General features: G+C 58.4%; 15 protein-coding genes and 3 pseudogenes. 10 read left to right on the top strand and 8 right to left on the bottom strand.

Annotated elements, in window-relative coordinates; translation table 11 throughout:
• The first annotated feature begins 77 nt into the window (after positions 1 to 77).
• Positions 78 to 2,261: an ornithine decarboxylase SpeF gene (gene speF, locus ACA059_RS13800; protein WP_497634321.1), complete on the top strand. Its 2,184-nt coding sequence runs from the start codon at positions 78 to 80 to the stop codon at positions 2,259 to 2,261.
• A 228-nt stretch (positions 2,262 to 2,489) separates the two neighbouring features.
• Positions 2,490 to 4,166, top strand: coding sequence for an MFS transporter (locus ACA059_RS13795; protein ID WP_497634320.1), 1,677 nt, complete (start codon positions 2,490 to 2,492; stop codon positions 4,164 to 4,166).
• A gap of 301 nt (positions 4,167 to 4,467) precedes the next feature.
• Here ACA059_RS13795 and ACA059_RS13790 read toward each other — a convergent pair whose 3' ends face one another.
• Genes ACA059_RS13790 through ACA059_RS13780 form a run of 3 tightly spaced genes read right to left on the bottom strand, consistent with a single transcriptional unit; the run spans position 4,468 to position 6,004 of the window.
• On the bottom strand, positions 4,468 to 4,890 hold the full coding sequence (locus ACA059_RS13790; RefSeq protein ID WP_497634318.1) for an HD domain-containing protein: 423 nt from the start codon (positions 4,888 to 4,890) through the stop codon (positions 4,468 to 4,470).
• 40 nt (positions 4,891 to 4,930) lie between these two features.
• The gene (locus ACA059_RS13785; protein WP_497634317.1) at positions 4,931 to 5,596 is read right to left on the bottom strand and encodes a DUF2268 domain-containing putative Zn-dependent protease; all 666 of its coding nucleotides are present in this window, start codon (positions 5,594 to 5,596) and stop codon (positions 4,931 to 4,933) included.
• Positions 5,597 to 5,632: 36 nt separating this feature from the next.
• Positions 5,633 to 6,004, bottom strand: a complete 372-nt coding sequence (locus tag ACA059_RS13780; RefSeq protein ID WP_046049313.1) for a PH domain-containing protein — start codon at positions 6,002 to 6,004, stop codon at positions 5,633 to 5,635.
• Positions 6,005 to 6,203: 199 nt separating this feature from the next.
• Here ACA059_RS13780 and ACA059_RS13775 point away from each other — a divergent pair, with 199 nt between their 5' ends.
• A complete protein-coding gene (locus ACA059_RS13775) occupies positions 6,204 to 6,629 on the top strand; it encodes a hypothetical protein (RefSeq protein ID WP_497634315.1) in 426 nt (141 codons plus the stop codon).
• A gap of 4 nt (positions 6,630 to 6,633) precedes the next feature.
• Here the strand turns inward: ACA059_RS13775 and ACA059_RS13770 are convergent, their stop codons facing one another.
• Positions 6,634 to 7,107 carry a GNAT family N-acetyltransferase gene (locus ACA059_RS13770; protein ID WP_497634314.1) on the bottom strand — a complete coding sequence of 158 codons (474 nt, stop codon included), beginning with the start codon at positions 7,105 to 7,107 and terminating at the stop codon, positions 6,634 to 6,636.
• 220 nt (positions 7,108 to 7,327) lie between these two features.
• Positions 7,328 to 7,807 carry a VOC family protein gene (locus ACA059_RS13765; protein WP_497634313.1) on the bottom strand — a complete coding sequence of 160 codons (480 nt, stop codon included), beginning with the start codon at positions 7,805 to 7,807 and terminating at the stop codon, positions 7,328 to 7,330.
• Positions 7,808 to 8,074: 267 nt separating this feature from the next.
• On the opposite strand from ACA059_RS13765, the gene ACA059_RS13760 reads away from it, so the two are divergent.
• The 3 genes and pseudogenes from ACA059_RS13760 to ACA059_RS13750 all read left to right on the top strand — a co-directional run bounded on the left by ACA059_RS13760 (position 8,075) and on the right by ACA059_RS13750 (position 11,349).
• Positions 8,075 to 9,232, top strand: a complete 1,158-nt coding sequence (locus tag ACA059_RS13760) for a M20 aminoacylase family protein (protein ID WP_497634311.1) — start codon at positions 8,075 to 8,077, stop codon at positions 9,230 to 9,232.
• A 62-nt stretch (positions 9,233 to 9,294) separates the two neighbouring features.
• Positions 9,295 to 10,947 (top strand): annotated as a pseudogene (locus tag ACA059_RS13755) (sodium:solute symporter family transporter); the annotation flags it as partial.
• A gap of 30 nt (positions 10,948 to 10,977) precedes the next feature.
• Entirely contained in the window at positions 10,978 to 11,349 is a 372-nt protein-coding gene (locus tag ACA059_RS13750) for a DUF485 domain-containing protein (RefSeq protein WP_497634676.1), read from the top strand.
• Here the strand turns inward: ACA059_RS13750 and ACA059_RS13745 are convergent.
• Positions 11,307 to 12,239 carry a LysR family transcriptional regulator gene (locus ACA059_RS13745; protein WP_497634309.1) on the bottom strand — a complete coding sequence of 311 codons (933 nt, stop codon included), beginning with the start codon at positions 12,237 to 12,239 and terminating at the stop codon, positions 11,307 to 11,309. The two genes, ACA059_RS13750 and ACA059_RS13745, sit on opposite strands and share 43 nt — an antisense overlap.
• A 238-nt stretch (positions 12,240 to 12,477) precedes the next feature.
• On the opposite strand from ACA059_RS13745, the pseudogene ACA059_RS13740 reads away from it, so the two are divergent.
• The 4 genes and pseudogenes from ACA059_RS13740 to ACA059_RS13725 all read left to right on the top strand — a co-directional run.
• Positions 12,478 to 12,804: pseudogene (locus ACA059_RS13740) on the top strand (lipid-binding SYLF domain-containing protein); the annotation flags it as partial.
• 161 nt (positions 12,805 to 12,965) lie between these two features.
• Positions 12,966 to 13,898 (top strand): transporter, encoded by a 933-nt coding sequence (locus tag ACA059_RS13735; RefSeq protein WP_497634308.1) that lies wholly within the window; start codon positions 12,966 to 12,968, stop codon positions 13,896 to 13,898.
• Between the two features lie 14 nt (positions 13,899 to 13,912).
• Positions 13,913 to 14,317, top strand: a pseudogene (locus ACA059_RS13730) (DMT family transporter); the annotation flags it as partial.
• Between the two features lie 213 nt (positions 14,318 to 14,530).
• Positions 14,531 to 14,899, top strand: coding sequence for a DUF5064 family protein (locus ACA059_RS13725; protein ID WP_497634306.1), 369 nt, complete (start codon positions 14,531 to 14,533; stop codon positions 14,897 to 14,899).
• 16 nt (positions 14,900 to 14,915) lie between these two features.
• On the opposite strand, the gene ACA059_RS13720 is transcribed toward ACA059_RS13725, so the two are convergent.
• A complete protein-coding gene (locus tag ACA059_RS13720; RefSeq protein WP_497634304.1) occupies positions 14,916 to 16,685 on the bottom strand; it encodes a SulP family inorganic anion transporter in 1,770 nt (589 codons plus the stop codon).
• Positions 16,686 to 16,734: 49 nt separating this feature from the next.
• Entirely contained in the window at positions 16,735 to 17,556 is an 822-nt protein-coding gene (gene ppk2, locus ACA059_RS13715; RefSeq protein ID WP_497634302.1) for a polyphosphate kinase 2, read from the bottom strand.
• Between the last annotated feature and the right edge of the window lie 24 nt (positions 17,557 to 17,580).

The raw sequence follows: 17,580 nt of genomic DNA, 5'->3' as shown, positions 1-17,580 counted from the left end.
CCTTGAAGGCTCCCTCGCTAAATTGATCTCTTGAAAAAAAGCCGACAAGTGACTGTCCGCTAGGAGATTCGCCCCGCATGAAAGCCCTGAAAATAGCCGCCAGTGATTCCGCGTTCGATTGTTTCCAGACCTCCCGAGAAGTGATTGCGCTCAATCAAACCGACTACACCGATGTCGCGGTGGCGGTGTTCTCTGTGGAGGATGTGATGGCGGGCGCCCTGGACGCCCTGCAGCGTACCGGTTTCGATATCCCCATTTTCCTCGTCGCCTCTCCCGGTTCCGGCAACCGCGCCCGGGACGTCTACAAGCACCTGCAAGATGTTCTGCTTCAGGTGAATGGCATTTTTGACCCCTCGCGTAACAACGCCGAATACCATGGCAACCAATTGGAGACCGCGGCAAAAGCCTATGAAGAAAGTCTCCTGCCGCCGTTCTTCGATGCGCTCAAGCATTACACCGAATCGGCCAACGCTACGTTCGCCTGCCCGGGTCACCAGGGCGGCCAGTTTTTCCGCAAACACCCGGCTGGCCGGCAGTTCTTCGACTTCTTCGGCGAGACCCTGTTTCGCGCCGACATGTGCAACGCCGACGTCAAGCTCGGCGATTTACTGATCCACGAAGGCCCGGCACTTCTGGCGCAAAAACACGCGGCGCAGGTGTTCAACGCCGACAAGACATACTTCGTACTCAACGGCACATCGGCCTCCAACAAGGTGGTCACCAACGCGTTGCTCACGCCTGGCGATCTGGTGCTGTTCGACCGCAATAACCACAAATCCAATCATCAAGGTGCGTTGATCCAGGCAGGGGCGACCCCGGTTTACCTGGAAACCGCGCGCAACCCCTATGGGTTCATCGGCGGTATTGACGCCCATTGTTTCGAAGAAAATTACCTGCGCGAACTCATCAGCGAAGTCGCACCGGACAAGGCCCAACTGCCACGGCCGTTTCGTCTGGCGATCATTCAGCTGGGCACCTATGACGGCACCATCTACAACGCCAGACAAGTCGTCGATCGCATCGGCAAACTGTGCGACTACATCCTGTTTGACTCGGCGTGGGTGGGCTACGAACAGTTCATCCCGATGATGAAGGATTGCTCGCCGCTGCTGCTGGATCTGCATGAAAACGACCCCGGCATCTTTGTCACTCAATCGGTGCACAAGCAGCAGGCGGGGTTTTCCCAGGCGTCGCAGATCCACAAGAAGGATCGCCACATCAAGGGGCAGGCCCGCTATTGCAACCATGCACGGCTGAACAACGCCTTCATGGCCCAGGCCTCTACCAGCCCGTTTTATCCACTGTTCGCCTCACTGGATGTGAATGCGCGCATCCATTCCGGCCGCAGTGGCCTGCGCCTGTGGGAAGACTGCGTGAAGTTCGGTATTGACGCGCGCAAGTTGATTCTGGAAGCGTGCACCATGGTCCGCCCCTTCGTGCCGGACACCATTGACGGTCGCCCCTGGCAGGACCATCCGACTGAAGACATCGCCAACGACATCCGGTTTTTCGAATTCCATCCGAAGGATCGCTGGCATGCCTTCAGCGGTTACGCCGACAAGCAATACTTCATCGACCCCTGCAAGTTGCTGTTCACAACACCCGGCATCGACCCGGTCGATGGCAGTTACACCGACTTTGGCATCCATGCCGGCATCCTCGCCAACTTCCTGCGCGAGAATGGCATCGTTCCGGAAAAGTGCGACCTGAACTCGATTCTGTTCCTGCTCACCCCGGCCGAAGACTGGGCGAAGATGACTCATCTCGCCGCACAGATCGCGCGCTTTGAACGCTTCATCAGTGATGACGCGCCGATGAGCCGGGTGCTGCCGGCCATCTATGCGCAGCACGAGGAGCGTTATCGCAACTACACCATTCGCCAACTCTGCCAGGAGATGCACGACCTCTACCGCACCCACAATGTCCAGCAATTGCAGAAGGCAATGTTCCGCAAGGAACACTTCCCGAAAAAAGCCATGAACCCGCAGGCAGCACAGTTCGAATTCATCCGTGGCAACGTCGAACTGGTGGCGCTGGCCGACGCGGAGGGTCGCATCGCTGCCGAAGGTGCCCTTCCCTATCCTCCCGGCGTGCTCTGCGTGGTGCCCGGGGAAATATGGGGCGGTGCGGTGCTCAAATACTTCCTGGCGCTGGAGGAAGGTATCAACTCACTGCCTGGCTTCACGCCGGAACTGCAGGGCGTGTACTTGAAACAGGAAGGGGGTCGCATTCGAGCCTATGGGTACGTGATCAAGACTTGAGTCTTCACGCCTCCAGCGGCGTGTCAGCCTGGGGTTGAGCGTCATGGCGAGTGGATATCTGGCGGAACGTGATTATGCTTCAAGAAACCTTGCAGCGATGCGAGGCCGTCAGCCTGTTCGCAGACTTCGCGCAATTCGTCATCCGACGACATCAGCCCCAGGGCCTGGGTGCGGCAAAAAGGTAGTGAGGTACTCCGGCCTACAACAAAAGCAAGACGGAGAAGACTCATGGCCGCAATCGACAACACATCCACGGGCAGCGCGCCCCACCACGGGGTCACCAAGGAGGAACGCAAGGTCATTTTCGCCTCGTCCCTGGGCACCGTGTTCGAGTGGTACGACTTCTACCTTTACGGCTCCCTCGCCGCGATTATTGCGAAGCACTTCTTCGCCGGCGTCAATGAAACAACGTCCTTCATCTTCGCCCTGCTCGCGTTCGCCGCGGGCTTCGCGGTACGCCCCTTCGGCGCCATCGTGTTCGGCCGACTGGGTGACATGATCGGGCGCAAGCACACCTTCCTCATCACCATTGTGATCATGGGTATCTCCACCGCCGTCGTGGGTTTTTTGCCCGGCTACGCGACCATCGGCGTGGCGGCGCCGATCATCCTGATCACCTTGCGCCTGCTACAAGGCCTGGCCCTGGGCGGTGAGTACGGCGGCGCGGCGACCTACGTGGCGGAACATGCGCCTAAAGGCAAACGCGGCTACTTCACCTCGTGGATTCAAACCACTGCAACCCTTGGGCTGTTCCTCTCGCTGCTGGTGATCCTCGCCTGCCGCACGGTCCTCGGCACCGAAGCTTTCGAGGCCTGGGGCTGGCGGATTCCGTTCCTGCTGTCGATCCTGCTGCTGATCGTCTCGGTGTACATCCGCTTGCAACTCAGCGAGTCGCCGGTGTTCTTGAAGATGAAAGCCGAAGGCAAGTCCTCCAAGGCGCCGCTGACCGAATCCTTCGCCCGCTGGGACAACCTCAAAATCGTGATCATGGCCCTGCTCGGCGGCACTGCCGGCCAGGCCGTCGTCTGGTACACCGGGCAGTTCTATGCGCTGTTCTTCCTGCTGCAAACGCTGAAGATCGACCCGCAGACCGCCAACTTGCTGATTGCCGGCTCCCTGCTGATCGGCACGCCGTTCTTCGTCATATTCGGCAGTCTGTCCGACCGTATCGGCCGCAAGGGCATCATCATGGCCGGCTGCATCCTTGCAGCAGCGACCTACTTCCCGATCTTCCATGCGTTGACCCAATACGGTAACCCCGACGTGTTCATCGCGCAGGAGAAGAACCCGGTCACTGTCGTCGCCGACCCCGGCCAGTGCTCGTTCCAGTTCGACCCGGTGGGCAAGGCCAAATTCACCAGCTCCTGCGACCTCGCCAAGACCGTGCTGGCGAAGAGAGCCATACCCTACAAGAACGAGAAGGCCGAACCGGGCACCGTCGCGCAGGTCCGCATCGGCGACAAGGTGATCCAGAGCTTCGAGGGCACCGGCATGCCGGCTGCCGACTTCAAGGCCAAGAACGACGCCTTCGCCGCCACCCTTGGCACCGCGCTCAAGGACGCCGGCTACCCCGAGAAGGCCGACCCGGCCAAGACCAACTACCCGATGGTGCTGCTGCTCCTGACCATCCTGGTGATCTACGTGACCATGGTCTACGGCCCGATCGCCGCCTGGCTGGTGGAACTGTTCCCGGCGCGCATCCGCTACACCTCGATGTCGCTGCCCTACCACATCGGCAACGGCTGGTTCGGCGGCTTTCTGCCCACGGTAGCGTTTGCCATGGTCGCGGCCACGGGTGATATCTATTACGGGCTGTGGTACCCCATCGTCATCGCCGTGATGACGGCGATTCTTGGCACGTTCTTCCTGCCGGAAACCAAGGATCGGGAAATTCATCACACCTAAGCTTGGCACCTGCCCTCTCCCGTGTGGGAGAGGGCAATCCAGAGACGATCAAACGGTCTACGCTCATCCACATTGCTTCGGGGTTCCTTCCCCGCGCACTGATGTTATTGCGCAGTAATGCAACTCGTACTGTGTAGCAGCTGGCGAAGCCTGCGTTCGGCTGCGGAGCAGTCGTAAAACCTGTGCACACGGTTTTCCTGAATCATCGCGTTGCCTGACATCACGACTGCTCCGCAGCCGAACGCAGGCTCCGCCAGCTGCTACCCGGTGCGGGGCGCAATTGATCTATTTGTTCGGCTCGTCAGGAACGCAACACGCCAATCGCCCGACGATATTTTTCAACGCGCTCCAGGTCTTCCCACGACGGCTGCGCGATCCGCGACAAGTCGCTGTTCTCTTCCAGATCCGCCAGTTTCACCACCCGGCCTATCGGGTTCTGCGCCGCGCGTTCGACGAAGGCTTCATAGGACTCACCCGGCACTTTAGTGACCGACTCGATGGCGGTCAGAACGGCTTCGCTGAAGCCTTCCTTGCGCAGGTCATCAAGGCTGATGCCGCAGTCCTCGACCACGTCATGCAGCACCGCGACGATGCGCTCTTCCAGCGTCGTGACCCGCAACATGACTTTCAACGGATGCAGGATGTAAGGGTTTCCGCCCTTGTCGACCTGCCCCTCATGCGCAGCGGCGGCGATGGCAATGGCGCGTTCCAGTGTTTGAGTCATCTCGCAGCTCCCAGGCTTGAATGCCTTAACGGTCGTTGGGTCAGAGCACCACAATGCCTTCCTCAAGCGCTGAGGCGACAATATCTTGAGCAGGCACGTTGATCCAGCTTGCAGCATCGATTTCGCCCACTGACGCAAGCCAGCGCCCAACCATCTGATAACCGAGCGTATAACCAAGCCATTTCGGGTGAGCACCCAATCCGAAAAACCACTCGCTGTGATTGTAGTGCGTGGACTCAAGGGTCTTCAGGTCGACCGGTGAGCGAAGCAGGTCAGCGTCGGTAACGGCACACTCCCAAGGCTCTGGGTCGTTGCCGAGCAAATGTCGGACAAACTGTCCGGCAAGTCCCTCGCTGACCAAAGCTTCACCTAAGGTCCAACCGTAGCCAGGCCCCGCCATGCGCAAGCAATGATGAACCTCATGGACGATTTGTCGATGCAGCGTGCCCGTGCGCAGGCTGGGCAACAAATTCGGGTTGTCCGGGTCGATGGTCATCGTGAACATTGAGCTTCGATAAGCTCGCCCCACGAGGCCCATTTCAGGAATGGTCTCGCCAGGGAGCCGCTGGATCAACACATCAAGTCGCGGAGGCGGAATCAAACGGGAGATCGTCTTGTAAGCAGCATCAAATTCGCCGGTCAAATCGGAGCGAAGGTCGGCAAGGCTCGCCGAGGCTTCCAGCCAATGCAGTGTCCATGCGTCCATTGTTACCTCTGAAAAACTGTCACGAAACCTGAAAACTCAGCCCAACAGATGCTGTGAGATGAGTTTGGAAATCTCGACCATCGACGTCCTTCCGGTGAATTCAAACTTCACTCTGCCCAGCGCCGAGAAGTAGATTTCCAGCTCAGAGTCCAGGTCGAAGGTGCCCGAGGTTTCCACGGAGTAAGCGACGATGTTTTTGTAAGGCAACGAAGTGAAGTCTTTTTTGCTGCCGGTGATGCCTTGCACGTTCACCGCGATGATTCGTTTGTTGGTAAACACCACGCCGTCGCGCATTGATTTATAGGCATCAATGACCTGCTCGCCGTCCAGCAGCAGCGCGGTGACTCGCTCCGCGTACTCGTTGTTTTGCTTGAGTTTGAAAAAGCCTTTGTTGTTGAAATCGATCATCCGCCATCCCCTTCCTTAAAGAGTGTTCCCTGGATTGCCAGCGCGTGGCGCGGCGAGCATATCATCGGGCCTGCACTTTTTGCGCCCCCTCCCGCAGCGGATCTAAAAAACCAATGGAACCCCGCACCTCATCGCGCTTTCGAAACCCTATCAGCGCTGATCTTTGATCAAACAAGGCGCCATTGGAGAGGAAATCCCGATGAACAGTAGACTGCTGTTTCTGCTTGCCAGCCTGAGTCCCACTCTGGTCATGGCTGAAGGCTGTGACGTGCTGACCCGCTCCCAAAGCCCTTCCGTTCCGGTGGTCGAAACGCATAGTTGCTACGAGTACGAAGGCATGCCAGTGAACGCCATCGATTGGTCCTGCAGCAACGAAAGCAAGGAAATGCTGACCACCACCAAGAAAAAAGTCGAACAGTGCGCCGATCATTCTCAGGCCACTTGCATCGCCACGTTGACGCAAGAATCGCTGGCCAATCCTCATTCCACCAGTAAGGACAAGAACAGCACGTCGCTGAATATTCCGGACAAGGCTCAGGTCACTACGTATTACTACGGCGCTGAGCATTTGAGTCAGGCGAAAATTGATTGCGAGTCAGGTGGTGGTCACTGGAAAACGCAGTAACCGCTCAATAACGCAAAAGCCTCTTCACCATCGGAATGCAAGCGAGTTGCAGACCGGAGGGCGAATGGTAGATAGCCGTCTGCTCACCGACGAAACCGCATTGCCGGTAGAAGTGAGCGGCGTTCAACGTAGCGTCCAGATTAACGTCCTCCAGCCCCAGATCCCGCGCCAGGCACTCAAGGTAGTCCAGAATGCGCTTGCCAATGCCCCGCTGCATAAAGCCAGGCAGGACAAAGATCGCGCCGATTTCACGCCTCTCCAGATCAAGCATGCCTGTCGCCACAGGTTCTCCTTGAATACACCCCAGATAAAAGTGTTTTTCCATCAGGTCGCAATATCCGTCCTCAGCGGCCCCTGCCGTCCAGGCGTCCATTTGCTGCGGGGTATAGGCGCCGATGCATTGATGCCGTATCGCTTGACGGCGAATGTCGAATGCCGCCCGGCAATCGCCGTGATTGGCTCGTTTGATCTCTAACATTTCAATCTCCGTTAGCCATCGGCGGACGGAAACTAAAAAGCCCCGTCCATTTCTGGCGGGGCCTTGGTGAATACGTCAGGTTCTAAGCACGCATGACCTCATGGCCCGCCGGAAGCGGTCATGGAGGAATACATCATGTACGTGCGGGGTGTGTAGGTCATGGGCAGATAGTGTTGTTGGAGAAGTGGCTTGTCAATCGCCCGGCCCCAAGCAGCGTTGGTTAACCCTTAACAGCCGCTTCAATCGCAGCGATGTCGATCTTTCCCATCTCCATCATGGCGTCGAACGCGCGCTTGGCCGCTGCTTGATCAGGATTGGTTATCGCGGCGGTCAGAACGCGCGGGGTGATCTGCCATGACACTCCCCACTTGTCCTGGCACCAGCCGCATACATTTTCCTGGCCGCCATTTCCGACAATCGCGTTCCACAAGCGGTCCGTTTCGGCTTGGTCGTCGGTCGCCACCTGGAACGAAAAAGCCTCGTTGTGCTTGATCGCCGAGCCCCCGTTCAATCCGAGGCAAGGGATGCCCATCACCGTGAACTCGACCGTCAGGACATCGCCCTGCTTGCCCGCCGGATAGTCGCCAGGCGCGCGTAGGACAGCTCCCACGGCGCTGTCGGGAAACGTCTCGGCGTAGAACGTCGCAGCGTCCGACGCGGTGCCGTCGTACCAGAGGCAAATCGTGTTTTTGCTGATCATCTTGGTTCTCCAAAATTGAGAATGTACGTGCATTCTAGCAGCGCAGGCAGCGGGACTACTTTGGCACCTGGCGTCACCCTGGGGTGGTGCGCTTGTGCGATCGTCCCCAGATAGCTGAACCGCCGATGACTACAGGAATCGGCTATGCAAAGTACGCATAGCTACGCCTGAAGTTTGCATTGGTCCAAGGCATTTACGGTGCGGCATGATGCCGGGCAAGAGTTGGCCAGCTCTACTCTCAGCCTCCAAGTCCAAGGATCCATTGATATGACTATTTGCCCTGAAATCCAAGCCCTGGCCACCGATATGCGCGTCTGGCGCCAACAGATTCACAGCCAGCCGGAAATTGCCTTCAAGGAACACAGGACCGCCAACTTCGTCGCAACACATCTGCGCTCATGGGATATCGAAACCCATACCGGTATCGGCCAGACTGGCGTCGTTGGGGTGATCCACGGCAGCCTTGGCCCTGGGCCGAGTATCGCCTTTCGCGCCGACATGGATGCGTTGCCCATCGTTGAGGAAGGTCAGCCCTCCTATCGCTCCCAGCATCAGGGGATATTCCATGGCTGCGGTCACGATGGTCATACCGCCATCCTGCTGGGCACGGCCCGTCTCCTGGCCGAGAAGCGGAATTTTCGCGGCAAAGTGGTGCTGATTTTCCAACCCGCCGAGGAGATTATCCAAGGCAGTCTGGCCATGCTTGAGGATGGCTTGCTGCAACGCTTTCCCTTCGACGAAGTCTATTCCCTGCACAACCACCCTGCCCTGCCTGCGGGCACCATCGGCGTACGAACCGGTGGCCTCATGGCCTCGGTGGACTTTTTCTCGATCCGCATCACTGGCGTGGGCAGCCACGGGGGTATGCCGCACCTGAGCGTCGACCCGATCGTCATCGGCTCGAACCTGGTGGGTGCCCTGCAAAGCATCGTCAGTCGCAACGTCGATCCGGTGGAAAGCTCAGTCATTAGTGTCTGCCGCTTCCAGGCGGGAGAGACCAATAACGTCATCCCGGAGTTCGCCCTGCTCGATGGCACCGTGCGCACCCTGTCTACCCGCGTTCGTCAGCAGGTCATTGAGCGCATGCGCGAGGTCTGCCAGGGACTGGCACTGAGTTATCAGTGTCAAATCGATATGACGCTGTCCAACAGCACTCCGCCGGTGGTCAACAGTGCGGATCATACCGGGTACGTGATGAGCGCCGCGCACAGCGTGGTCGGGGCCCACAATCTGATCGACAACGTTGCCCCGATCATGGCGGGCGATGATGTCGCGGTGTTTCTCCAGGAACGTCCCGGTTGCCATTTCCTGCTGGGGCAGGACGGCCACATGTGTCACCACCCACACTATGACTTCAATGATGATGTGGCGAGCATCGGCGTCGCCATGTTCGAGCAATTGGTGCGCTTGCGACTCGGCGCCTGACGCAACAACAACAACAACAACAACAACAACAACAACAACAACTCAATAGCCTGGAGCCCGGCATGACACCCAGAACTCTGCCTGCTTGTCTTTCACCACTGCTCTTGCTGCTTTCGAACCCCGCCAGTGCGGCTACTGGCAGTAGTTACACCGCCAACTGGCATACGCTGGTGCCCTTTTTCCTGCTGATTACACTGACCCTCGGCATCACCCGCTGGGCCAGCCGTCGTAACGGCAGCGCCGCTGACTACTACAACGCTGGCGGCGGCATCACCCCCTTGCAAAACGGCTTCGCCTTGGCTGGCGACTATATGTCGGCCTCGACCTTTCTCGGCGCTGTGGCCATGCAGGCCCTATACGGCTATGACAGCCTGATCTATGGGGTCGGCACCCTGGTCGGTTGGCCGATCCTGCTGTTCCTGGTGGCCGAACCCTTGCGCAATCTTGGCCATTACACGTTGTCGGACGTGGTCTCGTTCCGCCTGCAAAAGCGCCCGGTGCACCTGCTGACCGCCGCCAACTCCCTGGTCATCGTGCTGTTCTACCTGGTGGTGCAGATGGTCGGTGCCGGCAAACTGATCCAACTGTTGTTCGGTACCCCCTACCTGTTCTCGGTGGGTATGGTCGGCCTTCTGGTGCTGTTTTATGTGCTTGTCGGGGGCATGCTGGCCACCACCTGGGTGCAAATCATCAAGGCCCTGTTGATTCTGGCGATCGGCAGCTTCCTGTGTTTCATGGTGCTAAAAAGTGTGGGTTTCAGTGGCAACCAGTTGCTCGACAGAGTGGTCCATGCCTATCCCCAGGGCCTGGCCGTGCTGGCCCCCAGCAAGCTGATCGCCGACCCGGTAGATGCCATTTCCCTGGGGGTCTCACTGATCTTCGGCATGGTCGGCCTGCCCCACATCCTGATCCGCTTCTTCACCGTCAAGAACGGCGCCGCCGCCCGCCAATCGGCCTTCTACGCCACCTGCATCATTGCCTACTTCTACACCTTGCTGGTGGTGATCGGCGCGGGGGCGGCGATCTTCGTCATAGGCAACCCCGCGTTTCTCGACGCCGACAGCCAGGTCCTTATCGGTGGTAACAATATGGCGGCCATGCACCTGGGCACGTTCTTTGGCGGCGAACTGTTCCTGGGGGTAATGTCCGCCGTGGCCTTCGCCACCATCCTCGCGGTAGTCGCCGGCCTGACCATCTCCGGTGCTTCGGCGGTCAGCCATGATATCTACACCCACCTGTTCAACCAGCAAAAAAACGATCCCCAACGGGAGCTGAAAATTTTCCGCAGTGCCAGCGTCATCCTGATCGTCGTCGCCCTGCTGCTCTCGCAACTGGTGCAGAACCTGAACATCAGCTTCCTCGCCGGCCTGGTGTTCGCGATTGCCGCAAGTACCAACTTTCCGATGCTGATCCTGTCGATCTTCTGGCGCGGCCTGACCACCCGCGGAGTGGTCGCCGCCTGCCTGTGCGGGCTCGTCACCTCAGTGGGCCTGTTGATACTGGGGCCGACAATCTGGGTCGGTGTGCTGGGGCACGATACGGCAATTTTCCCCTATTCCAACCCGGCGCTGTTCTCCATGAGCCTGGCCTTTTTCGCCGCTTGGGTCGCCTCGGTCACCGACCGCAGCCCATCGGCCCAAGCCGAGCGCGCCAGGTTCGATGCCCAGCATTACCGCTCACTGACCGGTATCAACGCCAGCAATGCAGTAGCTCACTACCCCCCCAACTGCAAGGAGGTATCTACCATGTCAACCCGACTCATTGCCCCAGACAGCGACGCGCTTCTGGCCAACCTGAAAAAGGTCCGCCTCAGGTTAAGCCTGGGACTGACCCTGTTGACTCTGAGCGCCTACTTCGGCTTTATCCTGTTGGTGGCATTTGACCCCCACTGGTTGACCCTGCCGCTGTCAACAGAGTCGCGGCTGACCACCGGCATCGTGGCGGGAATTGGCCTGTTCTGGTTCTGTGTCGCTGTCACCGGCTTCTACACCTGGTACGCCAACCGCTACATCGATCCGCTGTTGCGTGAAATGCAGCACTCGGCCGACGCTGATGGCACCCGGCCCCAGGTTGATCAATCGTCAACTGCGGGCGCCACGGCCAGCAGTTCGGCGTAACCTGAAAATATTTTATGGGCCAACACCTTGGCCCCCTTCACCGAGGGGGCCAGAGTGCGTCCCGCAAGACTGACCGAGCCGAAACGCGCGCTTCGTTGCAGCGGCGGACTCAAGGCGACTTCCTGCAACCGACCGCTGCCCAACGCCTGCCAAAAAGCCGGACGGCTGCCAAAGATCACTGTGTTCCCGGCCAGAGCCAAAGCCTCCAGATCCGCCAGCACATCAGTCTGAAAATGAATGGCTGCCTCGATAGAGCCCTCGAAATACATATCCAGATCAGCCATGGCCCAGGCTGACAAATTGATGCAGCCCACGGGGTAATTCAACAACTCGGCCGGGGAGACCAGGCTTCTTTGCGCCAGAGGATGACTGGCGGCACAAAAGAAACCGCTGCGCCAACACGGCAACGTATCAACCTGCAAATCCTGACGATAGGACAGCAACGCCACATCGCCGAAAAAAATGTCGACCTTCTCCTCTAGCAGCAACCTCAACAACTCTTCATAGGTACCGCCCTTAACGGTCAGCCGTACCTGCGGTGCATTCACGGCAAAATGCTCCAGCAACGGCACCTTGAGCAATGCGGCCGCCGTCGGCCCGAAACCCAGGGCAATCTCGCCATACTCGCCACGCCGCACCAACTCGATGTCCCGGCGCAACTCATTGAGTTCGGCCAGCACCTTGCGCGCCCGCTCAGTAAACACCTTGCCGTAGGGTGTCAGCTCAACGCCTGTTGGCCCACGATCGAACAACCGAACCCCAAGTTCGGCTTCGATCGACTGAATGCTCCGAGACAGGGCCGGCTGACTCAGGTTGACCTCGATACTGGCTCGGGTGAATGTCAGGTGCTCTACCAGCCCTAGAACGTGACGCAGTTTCCGGGTATCCATTTTTCTCTTTCTTGGCGGTCGAATCTATTAGACATAGCCCAGGACAATCCTACAAAAGCCCACCTGCGTCCATATCGATCTGAGCAGGGCGAAACTTGAAAGCACCGTCAGGTACCTAGGTATTGAGGTTGATGATGCCCTGGAGATGGCTGAACAGACAGAGGTCTGGTTCAGTTCTGCGACGGCCTGGCTCAGACCGTCGCTGTCCGGCCAAAAACAACCTCTGAAGACGAACCCGGCCTATGGCGAAGGCGTATTAATGAAGGGCACGAAAGTAGAAGATTATTACAACTCCGTCAGCGGGTCGTGGGGGCTACAGGCAGGCGCCCAGTCGTATGGCTATGTGGTTTTTCTGATGACCGACAAAGCGTTGAAATATGTCACTGAAACCAAGGGTTGGGAAATCGGTGTAGGACCAACGGTTGTTGTAGTTGATGAAGGGATTGCGAAGAGCCTGTCCAGCTCGACGCTGAAAGACGACGCGTACGCGTTCATCTTCGACCAGCAAGGGTTAATGGCTGGGGTCAGCATCGAAGGTACGAAAATTTCTCTGATCAAACGCTAAAACCGGCCGTTTGGTTGGGCATCGACCGAGATCTCCCTCGCCGGAATCGTTCCTCTGTTCCCAGGCCAGTGTGAAGTGCTGGTGGCACCTGTAAGTGCCAAACGAATGCAGATGCGCTACAACAATACAGAGAACTCTGGGTCCTCACAGGAAGCGAGCGAATGTGGATGAAACACAAACTCTGCGTCGTCAGGCTTGTTCGGTTCGCATCCGCTTCGCTCATCCTCGTAGCCCCCGGTGCAGTCGCAGAGGATCTCGAACCCAGGTCCTACGCCAATACGCCGGTCGGGATCAATTTCCTGCTCATGGGCTACAGCGATCTCCATGGCAGTGTGACCGCCAACCCCTCAATCCCGCTCCAGGATGCCAAGCTCAACATAAAGACTGTCGTGTTTGCCTTTGCCAGATCTCTGGACGTCTGGGGCCGGTCCGGAAAGTTCGACATCATCGTGCCTGAGGCAAGATTGACGGGCTCTGCTCTGTTCGCCGGTGAACCCAAGGAGCGTAACGTGACTGGGTTGATCGATCCAAGATTCCGGTTTTCGGTCAATTTATATGGCGCCCCGGCGCTGTCCCTGGCTGAATTCCCCAGCTATCAACAGGATGTGATTATCGGCGCCAGCCTGGCGATCACGGCGCCCCTCGGCCAATACGACGCTAGCAAGGTGGTAAATCTCGGCAACAACCGCTGGTCATTCAAACCCGAACTGGGGATTTCCAAGCGTCTGGGGCCAGTGACCCTGGAATTATCCGGCGCGGGAACCTTTTACACCGACAATGACGAGTTCCTCGGCGACCATGAACTTTCCCAGAACCCGATTTACCAGGTACAGGGGCATCTTATCTATGCCTTTAGCAACGGTGTTTGGGCTGCGCTGGATACGACCTACTTCGCTGGCGGGAGTAGCTCAATCGATGGGGTCGGCAACCACGATTTTCAGGAAAACTCACGCTACGGATGCACCCTCACGCTACCGTTGAACCGGAACCATTCGCTAAAGTTGAATGCGAGTAAAGGCGGGCATACCCGCACGGGCAGTGAATACGATGCCATTGGCATCATCTGGCAGTATCGCTTCGGCGGAGGGCTTTGAAACTCAGGATTTACGCTACATCCGGCCTCATGATGGCGGGCGCCGGAATGGGCACCTTGTGCTTGCTACCGGTTGTGCAGGCGCTCGACCTTCTCAAGCTGCCAACCCTTGGTTTCGGTGTTTCCCTTGCAGGACATTTGTACGTCTGGGGCCTCGTTATTGCGCTGATGTCTTCACTCGTCGGGGCCTGGGCGTGGAACGCAGCGTCCCGTCGTCTTCCCATGGTGCTTTGCGGGCAACTGATATCGCTTGAATCGCTGTTCGCCACACTACTCGGCTTGTTGTTTCATAGCCGGCTGCCAACACCTCTGGAAGCGTCAGGTCTTGCTGCCGTTCTCGTAGGTGTGGTTATGGCTGTTCGTATCATCCTGGCTTCCAGTGAATCGATATCCAACAAGAACGCCTTTTCAATCCCGTAGATACGTCGGCCGGACGTGCTGTCAAAACCTTTCGTGCACCTTGAAGGTAGAAAACGCCGAGCGATCACCTAAGCTCTAAGGGAGATTTGCGCGGCTACAAATTGATAGCACCACGCTATGAAACACGCTCCATTAATGCGATTTACATGGATTGGAATCCTCGAATCCAGCCGATGCCAAGAAGGTAGCCACCCACCCGAAAAGGAGCCACCCATGTTCAAGCCCGGTCACCTAAACCGTACTTATGCTCCTGGCACTCCCGGAGTCCCGGAATACAACATTGATGTCTTCTATGAAGTTCGCCGCGACCCCAAGGAAGGCATGCTGATGCACTTCAAGATGGACGGAGAGGTCTCAGGTAAAAGCTTCACTGAAGAATTCGATATGCACCGCGACACGGCCTTCAACTTTGCCAGCCGCGTGGCAAAGGCTGCGGCCAAGCATGGAGTGCCCGCCAATGCCAGTCTCATTATGCGCGGGCACAAGGAATACGACGCGATGTTCGAGGATATTCGCGACAAACTCGGCGTCCAACCGGGCGATCCAGTCAATCTGGATAACGCTGAGAAAGACCGTCGCTGAGTGACGCCAATGCCACTCAGCGCGCCCCATCCACCGGATGGATCACGAGGTAGCTGTCGACGGCATCGTCGATGGTTGGAAAGAACGCCGTTTCGCCAAGCCGTGCGAAAAGCCCGAATCGCTTCAGTTTGTCCTTGACCGGGTCCTTCATCTCGGCCACGCACAACTTGATGCCCGCCGCGTGCAAGGTGTCGTCCAGTTCAGCCAACACGTCGGCAGAGGTCACGTCCACACTGGTGACCGGTTCCGCCGCAACGACCAACCAGCGCACGGGCGTAGGCGATGCCGCCACTGCGGCAAGCACTCGGTCATTGAACAGTTCGGCGTTGGCGAAAAACAACGGCGCATCCCAGCGAAACAGCACCAGGCCGGGGATAAGGCTCGCGTCGGGATAGCGCTGGATGTCGTGGTAGCCCTTGACCCCCTTGGCTTGCCCCAGCACCGCGGAATACGGCCGCCAGCCACCCCACAGAAATTCGATGACGGCGATCACGATGGCCAGCCCGATGCCCTCGATCGCACCGAATACGGCCACGCCGACGGTGCAGACGATCGACAACCAGAACTCCCAGCGCTGGATGCGATAAATGCGTCGCAGGTCGGCGACTTCAATCAGGCCGATGGCCGACGCGATCACGACCGCTGCCAGTGCGCTGCTGGGTAAACTCTGCAACAGGTTCGGCGCCACCATCAGCAGCAGGGCAACGGCCAACGCGCCGACAACGCCGGTCAACTGGGTTTTGGCGCCTGCGGCTTCGGCCACGGGGGTACGTGAAGAACTGCTACTGATTGGAAAGCCCTGGAAAAACCCAGCCGCCAGATTGGCAAAACCCAGCCCTGCCATCTCCTGGTTCGGATCGACATAGGTACGGGTCCGCGCGGCATAGACACGCGAGAGCACGCTGGTGTCGGCGAACGACACCAGGGCGACGGCGCAACCGCCAATGAGCACAGGGACAATATCGGCGCGGGTGATCCAAGGGATGGCGAACGCAGGTAAACCTTGTGGAAGAGCACCGAGGACCGACACACCCGCACGCGTGCCAAGGTCCAGCACACCGACGGCGATGGTCGCACCTGCCACTGCGATCAAAATGCTTGGCACGCGTTTGAAGTCCTTAAGCAGCAGGATCACGACCAAGGTGGCTGCGCCGATCATGAACGCGGTCCAGTTGGTCTTTCCTTCCATCACCGCGGTGGCGATAGCCCATAGGTTTCTCAGCGGGCCGTCGGACTCAATCGAAAAACCGAAAAACTTGGGCAGTTGGCTGATCAATACGGTCAGCGCGATGCCGTTCATGTAGCCGTAGCGGATCGGTTTGGAAAGCAACTCCGTAATGAAGCCCAAACGCATGATGCCCGCCAAGATGCACACGGTGCCTGAAACGATCGCCATCATGCCCGCCAGGGCGACGGCGCGATGCGGGTCGCCGCCCGACAGGGGCAGGACCACAGCCAGGATAACGGCGGCCAGTGAGGAATCCGGGCCCAGCACCAGAATCCGGCTAGGCCCGAACAATGCGTAAGCGAGTAGCGGAACGATGGTCGCGTAGAGGCCATAGATGCCGGGTACGCCCGATGCCACGGCGTAGGCGATGCCGACGGGCACCAACATCGTGGTGAGCACCAGCCCGGCCATGATGTCGTGACGCAACCAGGCAACCTGGTACCCGCGCAACGTGCGAAGTCCAGGAAGCCAACGGCTCCAGCCGGTTTCGTCGCCGGTATCCCGGCGTGCAATCCGGCCCGGTTCCGGGACGGGAGGCGAAGAGTCCGAATCGCTCATAGAACTGTGGCCTTTAGGTGTACAGCGCAGATACGCTTAAACGTGTCCGTCAGAATTTTTCGGGCACTCGCCGGTGCGGATAATCCGGGTCGCGATAGCCGCCTGGCTTCTGCCGTTTGGGCAATATCACCTCCTCGCGTGCGACATCCTTGTATGGGATACGGCTGAGCAAATCGGTGATGATGTTAAGGCGCGCCCGCCGCTTGTCGTTCGAGTTGGCCACCAGCCATGGGGCATGATCGGTGTCGGTTGCCTTGAACATGTCGTCACGCGCACGTGAATAGTCATACCAGCGGCTGTATGACTTGAGATCCATGGGGGTCAGTTTCCAGATTTTGCGCCCATCCTTGATGCGCTCCTGAAGCCGGCGGGTCTGCTCGTCTTCGCTGACTTCCAGCCAATACTTGAGCAGGATCACGCCCGAGTCGACGATTGCACGCTCCACCAGAGGCGTTGTCTTCAGGAAATTGGCCACCTGCTCTTTGGTGCAGAACCCCATCACCCGCTCGACGCCCGCCCGGTTGTACCAACTGCGATCGAAGATCACCACTTCGCCAGCCGCGGGAAGGTACGGCAGGTAACGCTGGACATACATCTGGCTTTTCTCTCGATCACTCGGCGCCGTCAGCGCCACCACCCGAAAGACACGCGGGCTGACGCGCTCGGTGATCGCCTTGATCGTCCCGCCCTTGCCAGCGCCATCGCGCCCCTCGAAGACGATGCAGAGCTTGATGCCCTTGGCTTTAACCCACTCCTGTAACTTGACCAGTTCAACGTGCAGGCCGCGCAGTTGATCCAGATAATCCTTGTTCTTCAGCTTCAGGTTTTCAGCAGCATTACGCTTAGGGGCTTTCTTCTTGTCCTTTGCCATGATCGAGACCTCACCAATAAACAG

It is taken from the genome of Pseudomonas sp. LBUM1647, assembly GCF_059716175.1.
This window is presented reverse-complemented; position numbering and strand designations above follow the sequence as displayed.

Bases quoted from the DNA above. Each gene is read 5' to 3' on its own strand.
- speF (WP_497634321.1), top strand. From the start codon at position 78: ATGAAAGCCCTGAAAATAGCCGCCAGTGATTCCGCGTTCGATTGTTTC.
- ACA059_RS13795 (WP_497634320.1), top strand. From the start codon at position 2,490: ATGGCCGCAATCGACAACACATCCACGGGCAGCGCGCCCCACCACGGG.
- ACA059_RS13790 (WP_497634318.1), bottom strand. From the start codon at position 4,890: ATGACTCAAACACTGGAACGCGCCATTGCCATCGCCGCCGCTGCGCAT.
- ACA059_RS13785 (WP_497634317.1), bottom strand. From the start codon at position 5,596: ATGGACGCATGGACACTGCATTGGCTGGAAGCCTCGGCGAGCCTTGCC.
- ACA059_RS13780 (WP_046049313.1), bottom strand. From the start codon at position 6,004: ATGATCGATTTCAACAACAAAGGCTTTTTCAAACTCAAGCAAAACAAC.
- ACA059_RS13775 (WP_497634315.1), top strand. From the start codon at position 6,204: ATGAACAGTAGACTGCTGTTTCTGCTTGCCAGCCTGAGTCCCACTCTG.
- ACA059_RS13770 (WP_497634314.1), bottom strand. From the start codon at position 7,107: ATGTTAGAGATCAAACGAGCCAATCACGGCGATTGCCGGGCGGCATTC.
- ACA059_RS13765 (WP_497634313.1), bottom strand. From the start codon at position 7,807: ATGATCAGCAAAAACACGATTTGCCTCTGGTACGACGGCACCGCGTCG.
- ACA059_RS13760 (WP_497634311.1), top strand. From the start codon at position 8,075: ATGACTATTTGCCCTGAAATCCAAGCCCTGGCCACCGATATGCGCGTC.
- ACA059_RS13750 (WP_497634676.1), top strand. From the start codon at position 10,978: ATGTCAACCCGACTCATTGCCCCAGACAGCGACGCGCTTCTGGCCAAC.
- ACA059_RS13745 (WP_497634309.1), bottom strand. From the start codon at position 12,239: ATGGATACCCGGAAACTGCGTCACGTTCTAGGGCTGGTAGAGCACCTG.
- ACA059_RS13735 (WP_497634308.1), top strand. From the start codon at position 12,966: ATGTGGATGAAACACAAACTCTGCGTCGTCAGGCTTGTTCGGTTCGCA.
- ACA059_RS13725 (WP_497634306.1), top strand. From the start codon at position 14,531: ATGTTCAAGCCCGGTCACCTAAACCGTACTTATGCTCCTGGCACTCCC.
- ACA059_RS13720 (WP_497634304.1), bottom strand. From the start codon at position 16,685: ATGAGCGATTCGGACTCTTCGCCTCCCGTCCCGGAACCGGGCCGGATT.
- ppk2 (WP_497634302.1), bottom strand. From the start codon at position 17,556: ATGGCAAAGGACAAGAAGAAAGCCCCTAAGCGTAATGCTGCTGAAAAC.